The organism is Streptomyces sp. ITFR-21 (assembly GCF_031844685.1).
GTDB lineage: Bacteria > Actinomycetota > Actinomycetes > Streptomycetales > Streptomycetaceae > Actinacidiphila.
Genome location: NZ_CP134605.1, coordinates 3,388,833 through 3,403,149, shown reverse-complemented (window position 1 = coordinate 3,403,149; position 14,317 = coordinate 3,388,833). Strand labels below are relative to the sequence as shown.

General features: G+C 69.8%; 15 protein-coding genes. 9 read left to right on the top strand and 6 right to left on the bottom strand.

The window, feature by feature from the left end:
- Positions 1 to 391 precede the first annotated feature (391 nt).
- Entirely contained in the window at positions 392 to 2,149 is a 1,758-nt protein-coding gene (dnaA, locus tag RLT57_RS14875; protein ID WP_311297875.1) for a chromosomal replication initiator protein DnaA, read from the bottom strand.
- A 428-nt stretch (positions 2,150 to 2,577) separates the two neighbouring features.
- Between dnaA and rpmH the strand changes: the two genes are divergently transcribed.
- The 9 genes from rpmH to RLT57_RS14830 all read left to right on the top strand — a co-directional run bounded on the left by rpmH (position 2,578) and on the right by RLT57_RS14830 (position 9,279).
- On the top strand, positions 2,578 to 2,715 hold the full coding sequence (rpmH, locus tag RLT57_RS14870; protein ID WP_059010105.1) for a 50S ribosomal protein L34: 138 nt from the start codon (positions 2,578 to 2,580) through the stop codon (positions 2,713 to 2,715).
- Positions 2,716 to 2,733: 18 nt separating this feature from the next.
- Complete coding sequence (rnpA, locus tag RLT57_RS14865; RefSeq protein WP_311297874.1) at positions 2,734 to 3,132, top strand: ribonuclease P protein component; 399 nt, start codon at positions 2,734 to 2,736, stop codon at positions 3,130 to 3,132.
- Positions 3,129 to 3,446, top strand: a complete 318-nt coding sequence (gene yidD / locus RLT57_RS14860) for a membrane protein insertion efficiency factor YidD (protein ID WP_311297873.1) — start codon at positions 3,129 to 3,131, stop codon at positions 3,444 to 3,446. The genes rnpA and yidD overlap by 4 nt, the downstream gene beginning before the upstream one ends.
- Positions 3,447 to 3,448: 2 nt before the next feature.
- Positions 3,449 to 4,636: a membrane protein insertase YidC gene (yidC, locus tag RLT57_RS14855; RefSeq protein WP_311297872.1), complete on the top strand. Its 1,188-nt coding sequence runs from the start codon at positions 3,449 to 3,451 to the stop codon at positions 4,634 to 4,636.
- Positions 4,637 to 4,651: 15 nt separating this feature from the next.
- Positions 4,652 to 5,170 (top strand): protein jag, encoded by a 519-nt coding sequence (locus RLT57_RS14850; RefSeq protein WP_311297871.1) that lies wholly within the window; start codon positions 4,652 to 4,654, stop codon positions 5,168 to 5,170.
- A 130-nt stretch (positions 5,171 to 5,300) separates the two neighbouring features.
- The gene (gene rsmG / locus RLT57_RS14845) at positions 5,301 to 6,041 is read left to right on the top strand and encodes a 16S rRNA (guanine(527)-N(7))-methyltransferase RsmG (RefSeq protein WP_311297870.1); all 741 of its coding nucleotides are present in this window, start codon (positions 5,301 to 5,303) and stop codon (positions 6,039 to 6,041) included.
- Between the two features lie 320 nt (positions 6,042 to 6,361).
- On the top strand, positions 6,362 to 7,477 hold the full coding sequence (locus RLT57_RS14840) for a ParA family protein (RefSeq protein WP_311297869.1): 1,116 nt from the start codon (positions 6,362 to 6,364) through the stop codon (positions 7,475 to 7,477).
- Positions 7,474 to 8,571 carry a ParB/RepB/Spo0J family partition protein gene (locus RLT57_RS14835; protein ID WP_311297868.1) on the top strand — a complete coding sequence of 366 codons (1,098 nt, stop codon included), beginning with the start codon at positions 7,474 to 7,476 and terminating at the stop codon, positions 8,569 to 8,571. Before RLT57_RS14840 ends, RLT57_RS14835 begins: the two co-directional genes overlap by 4 nt.
- A 90-nt stretch (positions 8,572 to 8,661) precedes the next feature.
- Positions 8,662 to 9,279: a GNAT family N-acetyltransferase gene (locus RLT57_RS14830; RefSeq protein WP_311297867.1), complete on the top strand. Its 618-nt coding sequence runs from the start codon at positions 8,662 to 8,664 to the stop codon at positions 9,277 to 9,279.
- A 100-nt stretch (positions 9,280 to 9,379) separates the two neighbouring features.
- On the opposite strand, the gene trxA is transcribed toward RLT57_RS14830, so the two are convergent.
- The 5 genes from trxA to RLT57_RS14805 all read right to left on the bottom strand — a co-directional run bounded on the left by trxA (position 9,380) and on the right by RLT57_RS14805 (position 14,313).
- Complete coding sequence (gene trxA / locus RLT57_RS14825) at positions 9,380 to 9,709, bottom strand: thioredoxin (protein ID WP_311297866.1); 330 nt, start codon at positions 9,707 to 9,709, stop codon at positions 9,380 to 9,382.
- Between the two features lie 54 nt (positions 9,710 to 9,763).
- Entirely contained in the window at positions 9,764 to 10,714 is a 951-nt protein-coding gene (gene trxB, locus RLT57_RS14820; protein WP_311297865.1) for a thioredoxin-disulfide reductase, read from the bottom strand.
- 113 nt (positions 10,715 to 10,827) lie between these two features.
- Positions 10,828 to 11,676, bottom strand: coding sequence for a hypothetical protein (locus RLT57_RS14815; protein WP_311297864.1), 849 nt, complete (start codon positions 11,674 to 11,676; stop codon positions 10,828 to 10,830).
- A complete protein-coding gene (sigM, locus tag RLT57_RS14810; protein ID WP_311297863.1) occupies positions 11,673 to 12,344 on the bottom strand; it encodes an RNA polymerase sigma factor SigM in 672 nt (223 codons plus the stop codon). The genes RLT57_RS14815 and sigM overlap by 4 nt, the downstream gene beginning before the upstream one ends.
- Positions 12,345 to 12,372: 28 nt before the next feature.
- Complete coding sequence (locus RLT57_RS14805) at positions 12,373 to 14,313, bottom strand: protein kinase family protein (protein ID WP_311297862.1); 1,941 nt, start codon at positions 14,311 to 14,313, stop codon at positions 12,373 to 12,375.
- Positions 14,314 to 14,317: the final 4 nt, after the last annotated feature.

Sequence of the window (14,317 nt, the reverse complement as noted above, 5' to 3'; positions counted from 1 at the left end):
AGCTGGCTGAGCAGGGCATACGCCTCAGGTGACGGGTGGCCTGTGGAAGCCTTCGGGACAACTCCGGTGTCCCCAGCCTGTGGACAGCCGGATCGGACCCTATCTGTGGAGAACCGTCCGTCGGTGACGGGTAATCGAACAGCGACCTCACGCGAGAGTGAACGACGAGCAGCGCCCCGGGGAGGGATCCCGGGGCGCTGAGAGGGCGGAGAGGACCGAGAGGGCTGAGAGGAGCCTGTGGAAGCGCCGGCGGAGGGGGGCGAGGGCGACGGCCTGTGCACGGGGGTGCGGGCGCCCGGCCGGTGGGCCGGTGGGCCGCCCGCCGGCCGCGTGGGGGCCGCGTGGGGGCCGCGTGGGGGCCGCGTGGGGGCCGCGTGGGGGCGGCCGGGACTCAGCTCTTGATGCGGTTGGTGAGTTCCGTCACCTGGTTGTAGATGGAGCGCCGCTCGGCCATCAGCGAGCGGATCTTGCGGTCCGCGTGCATCACCGTGGTGTGGTCACGGCCGCCGAAGAGCGCACCGATCTTCGGCAGCGACAGGTCCGTCAGCTCGCGGCACAGGTACATCGCGATCTGCCGCGCGGTGACCAGCACCCGGCTGCGCGAGGAGCCCGACAGGTCGTCGACCGCGAGCCCGAAGTACGCGGCGGTCTCCGCCATGATCGCGGTGCCGCTGATCTCCGGCACCGAGTCGTCGCCGCCCGGGATCAGGTCCTTCAGCACGATCTCGGTGAGCTGGAGGTCCACCGGCTGCCGGTTGAGGCTGGCGAAGGCGGTGACGCGGATCAGCGCGCCCTCCAGCTCCCGGATGTTGCGGGAGATCCGGGAGGCGATGAACTCCAGCACCTCGGGCGGCGCGTTCAGCTGCTCCTGGACCGCCTTCTTGCGCAGGATCGCGATCCGGGTCTCCAGTTCGGGCGGCTGGACGTCGGTGATCAGACCCCACTCGAAGCGGTTGCGCAGCCGGTCCTCCAGGGTGACCAGCTGCTTGGGCGGCCGGTCCGAGGAGAGCACGATCTGCTTGTTGGCGTTGTGCAGGGTGTTGAAGGTGTGGAAGAACTCCTCCTGCGTCGACTCCTTCTGCGCCAGGAACTGGATGTCGTCGACCAGGAGGATGTCCATGTCCCGGTACCGCTTGCGGAACGCGTCCGCCTTGCCGTCCCGGATGGAGTTGATGAACTCGTTGGTGAACTCCTCGGAACTGACGTACCTGACGCGGGTACCCGGGTACAGGCTCCGCGCGTAGTGCCCGATGGCGTGCAGCAGGTGCGTCTTGCCGAGACCGGACTCGCCGTAGATGAACAGCGGGTTGTACGCCTTGGCCGGCGCCTCGGCCACCGCGACGGCCGCGGCGTGCGCGAACCGGTTCGAGGCGCCGATCACGAAGGTGTCGAAGAGGTACTTGGGGTTCAGCCGGGCGGTCGGCTCGACGGCGCCGCCCGACGAGCCCGAGCCGCCGCCCCCGGGCCGTCCGGTGCCCGCTGACGGCCCGCCGGGGGGCGGCTCGGGGCGGGCCGTCAGCGGGCCCCCGCCCGGCTGCTGGTAGCCGGGCGGGGCGTACGGCTGGTGGCCCTGGTGCGGGACCGTCGGGTAGCCGTCGTGCGGCTCGGGCCGGTAGCGCGGTTCGCGCGGGGCCTCGTAGCCGCCGGACTGCCCGTCGTACGGATCGCGCCTGCCGTCGTACGGCTCCCGCTGGCCGCCGTAGGGGTCGGCGTCCTGGAAGCCGCCGGGCCCCGGTGCTCCCCAGGTGCCGAGCCCCGGCTGCTGCCAGTCCCGGCGCTCGGAGTAGGCCGGGCGCATCCGCGGGCCGCCCTGGTCGTACGGATCCTGCGGGGCCATCGGCTCGGGCGGGTCGGGCCGCTCCTGCGGCGGGGGCGGCTGCTCCTGGTCGCCGCCGGACGCGACGGCGATGGCGATGCCGACGGGATGGCCGAACTCATGGCTGAGCACCTCGGTGATCAGCGGCAGCAGCCGCCCCTCCAGGACGCTCTTGGCGAACTCGTTGGGCGCCGAGAGCACCGCCGTGCCGGCCACCAGCGCCAGCGGCTGGGTGCGCTTGAGCCACTCGGCGTCCTTGGGTTTCAGGTCCTCGCTGTCCACCAGGAGCTTCTGCAGTACCCGCGGCCACACTGCGGCAAGATCGGCAGTCACAGTGCACGCTCTCTCGGTGTCTGGGTGGTGCTGAAACAACTCCCGCGAAAGTGTGATCGTCGGGACGGGCGGGAAGTCTGTGAGGTTCGGTGCCGGCGCGGCATCGGGCCCCGCCACGGTAGTCAGGCCGACGTGCGCGGTTCAAGTCGTTGTCCACAGGCTGTGTACAAATGGCGGGGTGCCGCCGCCGGGTTTGACCGGATGGCCTAGCCGCACGTACCGTATCGAGGTCGAGTTGTCGATGGCTGCTGCCGCCTGCCTGCCGATGGGCGAAGACCTTCCGGATGGCTTCGGGCGGTCGACGAAGCGGTACACCAGACTGGTCCGCGAGTTCCTCGTGGGCAAACGGTGACAGCCAGGCGATTCCGCGTAGCCCCCCGTAGTCCCTACAGCCCCGTCGGACCCACGATCCTCCCTGGAGCCCCCGAGTGAGCAAGCGCACCTTCCAGCCGAACAACCGCCGTCGCGCGAAGACGCACGGCTTCCGTCTGCGGATGCGCACCCGTGCCGGCCGCGCGATCATCGCGACCCGCCGCAGCAAGGGCCGCGCCCGGCTGTCCGCCTGATCATCACAGGTCCATGCCGTGCTTCCCACCGAGAATCGGCTGAGGCGACGGCAGGACTTCGCAGAAGCGGTTCGCCGCGGACGCCGAGCAGGCCGTCCGCTGCTGGTCGTCCATCTGCGCCGCGACACCACGGACCCGCATGTGCCTGGGGGGCGCACTCCCCCGGCACGTGCGGGTTTCGTCGTGAGCAAGGCGGTGGGCGGCTCGGTGGAACGCAACCTGGTCAAGCGCCGACTGCGTCATCTGGTCCGCGACCGTCTGTCCCTGCTGCCCCCCGGTAGCCTGGTTGTCGTACGCGCACTGCCCGGAGCCGGCGGTGCGGACCATGCACAGCTGGCCCTCGACCTGGACGCCGCACTGACGCGGCTGCTGGGTCGCGACACCCATGGCGAGGCCGAGGGGAGGGTGGCTCGATGAAATATCCGCTACTGGCACTGATCAAGCTCTACCAGTGGACGATCAGTCCGCTGCTGGGGCCGGTGTGCCGGTACTACCCCTCCTGCTCGCACTACGGATACACGGCCATCGACCGGCACGGTGCCGTCAAGGGCACCGCCCTGACCGCATGGCGCATCCTGCGGTGCAATCCCTGGTCGGCGGGCGGTGTGGACCATGTCCCGCCGCGTAAACGACCGCCATGGCACGATCGGCTGCGCCGCTACCTGCGGGGCGGCTCCGACGGGCCCGTCACGCCCGAGCCCACCGGACCCTCTCACGCCCAAGGAGCCTGACCGTGGGGATCCTGAACCCCCTCTATGACGCCGTCTCGTGGATCATCGTCCAGTTCCACGCCTTCTACGGCATGATCTTCGACAAGGACAGCGGCTGGGCGTGGGGTCTGTCCATCGTCTCGCTGGTGGTCCTGATCCGCACCGCCCTGATCCCGCTGTTCGTCAAGCAGATCAAGTCGACGCGGAACATGCAGGTGCTCCAGCCGAAGATGAAGGCGATCCAGGAGCGCTACAAGAACGACCGCCAGCGGCAGTCCGAAGAGATGATGAAGCTGTACAAGGAGACGGGCACCAACCCGCTCTCCTCGTGCCTGCCGATCCTCGTCCAGTCGCCGTTCTTCTTCGCCCTCTACCACGTGCTCAGCAACGTCGCCAAGGGCAAGCCGGTCGGCGTCATCCACGAGAACCTGGTGGAGAGTGCGCAGCGGGCGCACATCTTCGGCGCCCCGCTGCCGGCCAAGTTCCTGGACAGCGCGGAGACGCTGGCCAAGCTGGGCACCACGCAGACCGAGGTCCGCATCGTCACCATCATCATGATCGTGCTGATGTCTTTCTCGCAGTTCTACACGCAGCGCCAGCTGATGACCAAGAACGTGGACATGTCGGTGAACACGCCGTTCATGCAGCAGCAGAAGATGCTGATGTACGTGTTCCCGCTGATCTTCGCCGTTTTCGGCATCATCGCCCCGGTCGGTGTGCTGGTGTACTGGCTGACCACCAACGTGTGGACGATGGGCCAGCAGCTCGTCGTCATCCGGCGCAACCCCACCCCGGGCAGCCTCGCCTTCAAACAGCGCCAGGAGCGGCTGCGGGCGAAGGGCAAGCTGGTGGAGCCGCCGGAGGAGGTCAAGGCCAAGGAAGCGGTGGAGGCCGCGCGTGCCAACCGCACCCAGCCCAAGCGGCAGTCGAAGTCCCAGCGCACCGGCGGCCCGGTCGCGGGCGGCGGCGCGGGTTCCGGCTCCGCGGGCGCCGCGGGTTCGGCGGGCGGTTCCGGGTCGGCCGGCGGATCCACCGCCGCGCCGCAGGACGCCGGTGCGGCCAAGGGCTCCGGAGGGGGCGCCAAGGGATCCCCCGGTGCGCCGCGGGCCGGCGCTCCCCGGGCGGGCGCGCCGCGGGCCGGGGCCGGCAAGGGCGGTACTCCGAAGGCGGGCGGACCCAAGAGGCCGAACAACGTCTCGAAGAAGAAGTAAGAGGAGAGGCCAGGCGTGAGCGACGTCAACACCACCACGGCACCCGACAGCGGTTCGTCCGCGACCCTGACCCGCCTGGAGCAGGAGGGTGAGATCGCCGCGGACTACCTGGAGGGTCTGCTGGACATCGCGGACCTCGACGGGGATATCGACATGGACGTCGAGGGCGAGCGTGCCTCGGTGTCCATCGTCGGTGACACCGCGAGCCGGGAGCTGAACAAGCTCGTCGGCCGGGACGGCGAGGTGCTGGAGGCGCTCCAGGAGCTGACCCGGCTGGCGGTCCACCGGGAGACCGGTGAGCGCAGCAGGCTGATGCTGGACATCGCCGGGTTCCGGGCCCGCAAGCGGACCGAGCTGGCCACGCTCGGGACGAGCGCGGCGGACGAGGTGAAGCAGACCGGCCTCCCGGTGAAGCTGGACCCGATGACGCCGTTCGAGCGCAAGGTCGTACACGACGCGGTGGCCGCCGCCGGGCTGCGCAGCGAGTCCGAGGGTGAGGAGCCCCAGCGCCGGGTGGTCGTGCTTCCCGCCTGAGCGTGGTCTGATCGCCCTACGTGTGCTGTCCGTCCCATCGGCCCCGTCTGTTCGCAGGCGGGGCCGAAGCTTGTAAGCCTGATCGTGTACGTCTGGTGTCTGGTGCAGGACCGAGGAAAGGACAGCCCCCGTGACCGAGGCAGCAGCGGAGCTTCCTGCGCCGCCGGAGCAGGCTCGGACGGTCTTCGGCGACCGGTTCACCGACGCGCTGCGCTACGCCGAGCTGCTCGCGGACGCGGGAGTGCGGCGTGGGCTGATCGGTCCCCGGGAGGTCCCCCGGCTGTGGGAGCGGCATCTGCTGAACTGCGCGGTCCTCTCCGAGGTGATCGACGAGGACGTGTCGGTCTGCGACGTGGGCTCCGGGGCCGGACTGCCCGGGATTCCGCTGGCGCTGGCCAGGCCGGATCTGCGGATCACCCTGCTGGAGCCGCTGCTGCGCAGGACCACGTTCCTGGAGGAGGTGGTCAAGCTGCTCGGTGTCGAGAACGTGCGGGTGGAACGCGGCCGGGCCGAGGAGATGGTGGGCAAGCTGCCGCCGGTCGACGTGGTGACCGCGCGGGCGGTGGCGCCGCTGGAGCGGCTGGCCGGCTGGGGGCTCCCGCTGCTGCGTCCGCACGGGGAGATGGCCGTGCTCAAGGGCGACACCGCGGAGCAGGAGCTGAAGGCGGCGCGCGCGGCGCTGAGCCGGCTGGGTGCGGTGGACGCCACGGTGGTCCAGGTCGGCGATGGCGTCGTGGACCCGCTGTCGACCGTGGTACGGGTGCTGGTCGGGGAGAGCCCGGGGGGCGTCCGTGCGGCCACTCGCAGGGCGAAGGCGGCCCGCGCGAGCCGCAACCCGCGGACCGCCAACGGGAGCCGTCGTCGGCGCTGAGCCGCCCGTAGGGCCCCGTAGAAATGGGGGCGGGGTTTCCGTCCGCTGACCGAGGGCCGGGCTGCCGCTCCGTACGGCAGAAGCTGGGCCATACAAACGGTCAAACCGACATAATCCGGAGTGTCTGCGGAGATAGCGGCGTGCCGCTGTGCATCGTGTTCCACGTGAAACGTCGCTCACTGCTCCCCGGAGTGCTCAGCCGCGGTCGTGCCGCGGCCGATGCCCGTGCCAATAAACCTGTTAAGAAGGCAGCGCCTGTGGATAATTCTCGCGATTTATCCACAGGCAACCGGGCCTCGCTGGTTCAGCACCCCTCGGGCATGGCAGGCTCTTCTCATTGCGAGCCTGAAGTCGAGGAGAGTGAGTCCTTGCGGTCCGACGCCAACATCGCGGGGCCGATGGCCGATCCGGTCCCCGGTCCCCGCTCAGCTGAATCAGCCGGGGGATCCTTTGCCGGGCCCCCGGGGTTCGGAGGTGATGTTTCACGTGAAACATTGCCTCCTATGGATGACACCCCTATCGGTCGCGCCGCCCAGTTGGCTGTCGAAGCGCTGAACCGCACCGGTGAGGGACTGCCCAGACCGGCCCAGACCAGGGTGATGGTGGTCGCCAACCAGAAGGGCGGGGTCGGCAAGACCACCACGACGGTGAACCTGGCGGCCTCGCTGGCACTGCACGGCGGCCGGGTGCTGGTGATCGATCTGGACCCGCAGGGCAACGCCTCGACCGCACTGGGTATCGATCACCACGCGGAGGTCCCGTCCATCTACGACGTGCTGGTGGAGAGCAAGCCGCTCTCCGACGTCGTGCAGCCGGTCGTCGATGTGGAGGGCCTGTTCTGCGCGCCCGCCACGATCGACCTGGCGGGTGCCGAGATCGAACTGGTCTCCCTGGTCGCCCGCGAGAGCCGACTGCAACGGGCTCTGAATTCCTACGAGCAGCCGTTGGACTACGTCCTGATCGATTGCCCGCCCTCGCTGGGCCTGCTCACCGTCAATGCCATGGTGGCCGGCGCCGAGGTGGTCATCCCGATCCAGTGCGAGTACTACGCGCTGGAGGGCCTGGGACAGTTGCTGAAGAACGTGGATCTGGTCCGCGCCCATCTGAACCCGAAGCTGTTCGTCTCCACCATCCTGCTGACGATGTACGACGGCCGGACCCGGCTTGCCGCACAGGTCGCCGAGGAGGTCCGTACGCACTTCGGCAAGGAGGTGCTGCGGACCAGCATCCCCCGCTCGGTCCGGATCTCGGAGGCCCCCAGCTACGGTCAGACCGTGCTGACCTACGATCCTGGGTCCAGCGGCGCCCTCTCCTATCTGGAGGCGGCGCGGGAGATGGCGCTGCGCGGGCTGCCGGGCAGCGTGAGCGTCGAGTACGACCCGCAGGGCGAGCACAGTGAGCACAACCCGCACAGCATGTCGGAGGGCATCCAGTGAGTGATCGACGCAGAGGGCTCGGCCGTGGTCTCGGCGCGCTGATCCCGGCCGCGCCGCAGTCGACCGGCACATCGCCGTCGTCCGCATCCGTCCTGACGCCGGACCGCGGGGTCGCGGCGGCCAAGGTGGCCGGCTTGGCGGACCGCAGACCCGAGTCCGTACCACCGGTGGTGGACATCCCTGTTTCACGTGAAACAGAGCCGGAGCCGTCCCCGCCGAGGGTTCCCGTCGAAGGGGCCTACTTCGCGGAGCTGGAGCTGGACGTCATCACGCCGAACCCGCGCCAGCCGCGTGAGGTCTTCGACGAGGACGCCCTCAACGAGCTCATCACTTCCATCAAGGAAGTGGGCCTGCTGCAGCCAGTGGTGGTGCGGCAGATCGGCACCGACCGCTTCGAGCTCATCATGGGCGAGCGCCGCTGGCGTGCCTGCCGGGAGGCGGGTCTGGACCGGATCCCCGCGATCGTCCGCGCGACTGACGACGAGAAGCTGCTTCTGGACGCTCTGCTGGAGAACCTGCACCGGGCCCAGCTGAACCCGCTGGAGGAGGCTGCCGCCTACGATCAGTTGCTGCGGGACTTCGCCTGCACGCATGAGCAGCTGGCGGACCGGATCGGCCGCTCCCGTTCCCAGGTTTCCAATACCCTGCGGCTGCTGAAGCTGCCGGCCCCCGTCCAGCGACGGGTGGCAGCCGGCGTGATCTCGTTCGGTCACGCCCGTGCCCTGCTCGGCCTGGAGGAGGCCGAGGAGCAGGACAAGCTGGCCAACCGGATCGTCGCCGAGGGACTGTCGGTGCGCTCGGTCGAAGAGATCGTGACGCTGATGAACGGCGAGGCGAAGACCACTCGGAAGACGGCGTCTCCGCGGGCCGGCCGGCGGGTCTCCCCATCGCTGACCAATCTCGCCTCACGACTCTCGGACCGGTTCGAGACCCGGGTGAAGGTCGACCTGGGCCAGAAACGGGGAAAGATCGTTGTGGAGTTCGCGTCGATAGAGGATCTGGAACGGATCCTCGGAGCGATGGCCCCCGGCGAGGGCAAGGTGCTGGAGTCCAAGCTCGACGACGAGGAACCCGAGGACGACGAGACGGAGTGACCGGCGGGCACCCCGGTGGACCACCGGGGTGCCCAGGGGCCGTCCGCTCGAGGGCTGCTTGGTTCGCGACAGAAATGGGGTCTTGGCCACATGGGACGTCGACTGGTACCGCTCACCCTGGACAATCTTCCGGACCTTCCCAAGCCGTGCCGCCGTTGCGTCTTCTGGGAACTCGACCCGGTCAGCGGTGAGGCCGCTGTCCAGACGGGCAAGCCGGAACTGGAGAAAGAGGCCTGGATCTCCGCGGTCCTGCTGGAGTGGGGCTCCTGCGGCCGGGTCGTCTATGTCGACGAGGTGCCGGCGGGTTTTGTGCTCTACGCGCCGGCGGCGTACGTGCCGCGCTCGACCGCCTTCCCGACAAGCCCGGTCTCGGCGGACGCCGTGCAGCTGATGACTGCCCGGGTACTGCCGGGCTATCAGGGGCAGGGCATCGGACGGGTGTTGGTGCAGACCGTTGCCAAGGACCTGGTCCGGCGCGGCTTCAAGGCGATCGAGGCGTTCGGCGACGCGAAGTGGGCTGCACCCGGCTGTGTGCTGCCCGCCGACCATCTCACCGCGGTGGGCTTCAAGACAGTGCGCCCGCATCCACGCTACCCGCGACTGCGGCTGGAACTACGTTCGACCATCTCCTGGAAGGAGGACGTCGAGATGGCGATCGACCGACTACTGGGAGCGGTACAGAAGGAGCCTGCGCTGCGACCGCTGTAGCAGCGGTGCCGGACTGTGGGCGAGAACGCAGACGACGGCGGCCGGTCGCTGTTCCACGTGGAACAGCGACCGGCCGCCGTCGGTCAGTTGAGGTGGACCGTCAGCCGATGAAGTCGGAGAGGTCGCGCTCAAGGGCGGCACGCGGCTTGGCACCGACGATGGTCTTCACGACCTCGCCGCCCTGGTAGACGTTGAGCGTCGGGATGGACATCACGCCGTACTTGGCGGCGGTGACCGGGTTCTCGTCGATGTTCAGCTTGACGATGGTGATGTCGTCCGGGTGCTCGGTGGCGATGGCTTCCAGCGAGGGGGCGATCTGACGGCACGGGCCGCACCACTCGGCCCAGAAGTCCACCAGAACGGGCTTGTCGCTGGCGAGCACCTCGTCGGCAAAGGTCGCGTCGGTCACGTGCTTGGTGTTGCCGGCCACGGCAATCTCCTCGGTTTCTGTGGTGCGTTGCGGATGGGGCGAGAGGAAAGCGGTTCAGACGGTCTGCTCGGTGTCGGCGAGCGCCGCCAGGTACCGTTCGGCGTCCAGCGCGGCGGAACAACCGGTGCCGGCTGCGGTGATCGCCTGACGGTAGGTGTGGTCCACGACGTCACCGGCGGCGAAGACACCGGGAACGTTGGTGCGGGTGCTGGGAGACTCCACGGTGAGGTAGCCCTCGGAGTTCAGGTCGAGCACACCCTTGAACAGCTCGGTCCGCGGGTCGTGGCCGATCGCGATGAACAGCCCCGTGACGGGCAGCTCCGAGGTCTCACCCGTGACCGTGTCGCGCAGCGTCAGCCCGGAGAGCTTGCCCTCGCCGTGGATCTCGGCGACCTCGCTGTTCCACACGAAGGAGATCTTCGGGTCGGCGAACGCACGCTCCTGCATCGCCTTGGACGCCCGCAGGCTGTCCCGGCGGTGCACGATCTTCACCGACTTGGCGAACCGGGAGAGGAAGGTCGCTTCCTCCATCGCGGTGTCGCCGCCGCCGATCACGGCGATCTCCTGCTCGCGGAAGAAGAAGCCGTCACAGGTGGCACACCAGGAGACGCCGCGGCCGGAGAGCAGATCCTCGTTGGGGAGGCTGAGCTTGCGGTGCTGCGAACCGGTGGTGACGATGACGGCCTTCGCGCGGTGCACGGTGCCAGCGGAGTCGGTGACCGTCTTGATGTCACCGCTGAAGTCCACCGCGGTCACATCGTCGGCGACCAGTTCCGCCCCGAAGCGCTCCGCCTGGGCCCGCATGTTGTCCATCAGGTCCGGGCCGAGGATGCCTTCGCGGAACCCGGGAAAGTTCTCCACCTCGGTGGTGGTCATCAGCGCGCCGCCAGCGGTGACCGAACCTTCGAAGACCAGCGGCTTGAGGGAGGCACGTGCCGTGTAGAGCGCCGCGGTGTAGCCCGCAGGGCCCGAGCCGATGACGATGACATTGCGGACGTCGCTCACGGAGTCTTCCTCGTCTCTGCCGACTGCTGTGGGGGTCCTCTTATTACTGGACTCTCGCCCTGCTTAACGGATCCTACGTGCCGGACATTCCCGCGGCAGGGCACCCGGCCGCCTCAGCGTGGATAGGTGCCCTGCAAGAGCAGCACGGCCGGGCTGGCGGACGTACAGGCGGCACCGACGACGTATGCGTCCACCCGGGTGGTGTCGCCGGGATGCGGCAGCACGACCAGATAGGAGGGTGTGCCCTGGTAGACGTCACGTTCGGCCGCCAGCGGCTGCTGGGACCGCTCCGTGGCCTGGAGGACACATTCCGGCACCCCGGTGGCCTCGTGGGGTGGGGTCGCTGTCGTGGTGCCCCGCCTGTCGAGCATCGGAGAATTGGCGCTCTTACCGGCGGCGCCAGGCTCTTGGTCGGCGAGCAGTTGTCGTACCTGCTCTGCCACGGAAAGACCGGCGGCTTCGGTGCCCTGGACCGCGGTGGCGCTGGCAGAGTCGTTCCGATCGCTGCCGCCGCTGGACGTCGCCTCGTACAGTGCGCCGACGACCAGGGTCACGGCGGCCACGGAAGCCGCGACCAGTAGTCCGCCACGCCATCGGCTGTGCCGGGGCCGGAGCCTTTCGACGATCGATGTTTCACGTGGAACATCGCTGTCGTCCGATGCCTCCCGTGTTCCACGTGTAACATGCTGCCTGGGGAGCACGGTGTCCAGATGCGCTTCGGCGGCGAGCGCCGCGTCGATCCGTCCGGCGACGTCGGCGGGCATCCGCTGCGGCCCCGGCAGCGTGCCCAGCAGCCCGCGGATCTCCGTCAGGGAGGCCAGCACGTCCGCGCACAGGAGGCACCCGGCGATGTGTTCCCGGACGGCGGTGCTGCGCGGCGGCTGGAGCAGGCCCTCGGTTAGGTGGGAGATTTCCGAGACCTCGGGATGCGGATCCGTTCCCCGACCCTTGGTCGCTGTCATCGGTGGCCACCTCCGCCCTGTTCCGTTCCCGTCTCTGTGACGGATGTCCCCTCCGTCCGGTTCCTTCCCCTGCCGTCGATGGCGCTGTCCAAGCCGCCGGAGCGCAGGTGGGTGAGGAGCGGCAGCAGTCTGGCCCGCCCACGGGCGCATCTGCTTTTCACGGTGCCGACCGGCACCTGGAGGATCTCGGCGGCCTCGGAGACCGGGTAGCCCTGCATGTCCACCAGGACGAGGGCGGCACGCTGTTCTGCGGGCAGGGTGGCCAGGGCCGCCAGGAGTTCCCGGTGGAGCTCGCCGCGTTCGGCCGGAGCCTCGGCGGACTCGTGCGGCTCCATCAGGGTCTCGAAGTTCTCCTCGTCGGCGACCGGAGCGGTGCGCCGGGTGGCGGCCCGGCGCAACCGGTCCAGGCACGCGTTCACCGTGATGCGGTGCAGCCAGGTGGTGACCGCCGACTGGCCGCGGAAGGTGTGGGCGGCCCGGAAAGCCGACACCAGGGCGTCCTGGACGGCGTCGGCGGCTTCCTCCCGATCCCCCAGGGTGCGCAGCGCCACCGCCCACAACCGGTCGCGGTGACGGCGCACCAGCTCACCGAAGGCGTCGGGCTCGCCCGCCACGTGGCGGGCGAGCAGTTCCGCGTCGTCGGCATCGCTGAACGGGCTTTCCGTCACGACCAGACTCCCCCCGTCCGCCGTGCGCTCAGCCCGTGACGCTGATCTCGGCGATCTTGCCCCGGTACCTGCCGTCTTCGGTCAGTGGCAGCTTCGTCAGCCACACGAGCAGATAGCGGGAAGTCACCTGGGTTCGGGGCTTCAGGACCAGCTTGGTGCCGTCTCCGGCCGCGACCTTGGTGAATCCGTCGAGTTGGGTGGGCGTCGTGGTGGCGCCCGCGGAGGCGGCCATCAGCTCGACGGAGGTGTCCTGCCCTATGAAGTCGATACTCACACTGCTGACGCTGTGGGCCTTGCCCAGGTCCACGATCACCCCGACGCCCGACTTGAGACCGCCGAAGTCGGCCCGGGTGTACCAGCTGGTCTGCCAGTACGTCGCCGTGTTCCGGTCGAAGACCTTGCCGACGTCCGCGTGGGTCTCGGTGCCGTCGCCCAGCGGGTCGAAGTCCTTGGCGCCGACGATACCGAGCCGCTCGGCAGCAGGCCGCGCCGACTGCTGGCCCGCCTGCTGGCCGGAGGGCGGAGTGGCCCCGGACTGGTTCTCGCGGGACTGGAGGGCGTCGGCGAGCTGCCAGCTGCCCAGCCCGATCGCCACGATCAGCAGTGCGGCCACGGCCCACTTGAGGGCCTGCCCGGTGCGGCCGGGCAGGGTGGGCGGCGGGGATGCGGAATTGATCAGCGGTGCATGGCCTCCGCCGCCGGGCGGCGGCGGAGGCTGCTGGAAGAGGGGCGGCTGGTAGGCCGGCGCACCGTGCTCGGGCGGTCGGATGCGCGGCACACCCGCGACCGCCTGGGCCAGCTCCTCGGGGGTGGTGCAGGGCGACTCCTCGCGGGAGGCCGTCGCGCCGTCGTTCACCAGGGCACGCATGGCGATCTCGGACAGGCCCCGGTGAATGCCCGCCCGTACCTGGTCGGGAGCGACCAGCCCCACGCCCTTGGGGAGCCCGGCGAGACCGTGCGCGTCCTCCTCGTACGGCCAGCGCTGGGTCAGGGACGCGTAGAGGAGCGCGCCCATCGCCTCGGTGTCCTGGCGCTGCGGATGCTCGGAGCTGAGACCCCGCAGCGCGGCCGCGACGGCCAGGCCGCGGATGCGGTACTGCCCGGAGACGGTACGCAGTACCGCGCCCGGGTCGAGCCGCAGATGGGCCAGGCCCTCACGGTGAGCGGCGGCCATGCCCTGGGAGACCTGGCTGACCATCTGGTACGCCTCGTGCGGCTCCAGCGGACCCGCTGCCAGCAGATCGGCCAGCGAGGTCGCGTCCGGCAGCCACTCGTGGATGACGTACACCAGATCGTCCTCCTCGACGGCGTCGAGCACCTGGACGAAGCGGGCGTCGCCGAGCAGGGCGGCGGCGCGGGCCGCGGCCAGTACCTGGCGGGAGCGGTGGTGGCCGGCCGGCAGGATGTGGATGCCGACCGCGCGGCGCAGCTTCTCGTCGACCGCGCGCCAGCTGCTGAAGCCGTCGACCCGGGTGACGCACTCCGCCAGCTGGTAGCGGCGGGCCAGCTTGTGACCGCTGTGCAGTTCGGGCGGTACGGCACGGGGGGCGACAGCCGGGGTCTTGGCCCCAGCGCCGTTCTCCGCCACCTCGGCGGCGCCGTCGACGTCCTCGTCGAGGTCCTCGACGAGGACGTCGGTGTCCGCCTCGGGACTGGCTCCCGGGGCGCCGGTGTCCTCGTCCCGGTTGGTGGACGTCCCGGCCGGTGCGGTGTCGGTGGGCGGGGTCCCGGGGGACGCCGGGCTCAACTTTCTGGTGGCCTTCTGCGCGTTGTTCCTCGGCGCGGTGGTCAGCGCGATGGTGGTCGACTGCTCCTCCGGCGCGGCCTCGGCCGCGCCGGCGTCAGGTCTGCTGCCGGTCTGGTCGTCCGTCGTCGTTCCGCCGGATGTGGCGCCGCTCAGTTGCGCGGCGGGCTGCGTCTCGCCGCCCTCATTGGCCACTCCGACGGCGGCCGTGCTCCGATCCGCCACCGTC

Excerpts from the sequence above, each read along its gene's own strand:
- RLT57_RS14830 (WP_311297867.1), top strand. The coding sequence starts at position 8,662 with ATGGGACGTCGACTGGTACCGCTCACCCTGGACAATCTTCCGGACCTT.
- RLT57_RS14840 (WP_311297869.1), top strand. The coding sequence starts at position 6,362 with ATGGCAGGCTCTTCTCATTGCGAGCCTGAAGTCGAGGAGAGTGAGTCC.
- RLT57_RS14815 (WP_311297864.1), bottom strand. The coding sequence starts at position 11,676 with ATGACAGCGACCAAGGGTCGGGGAACGGATCCGCATCCCGAGGTCTCG.
- yidD (WP_311297873.1), top strand. The coding sequence starts at position 3,129 with ATGAAATATCCGCTACTGGCACTGATCAAGCTCTACCAGTGGACGATC.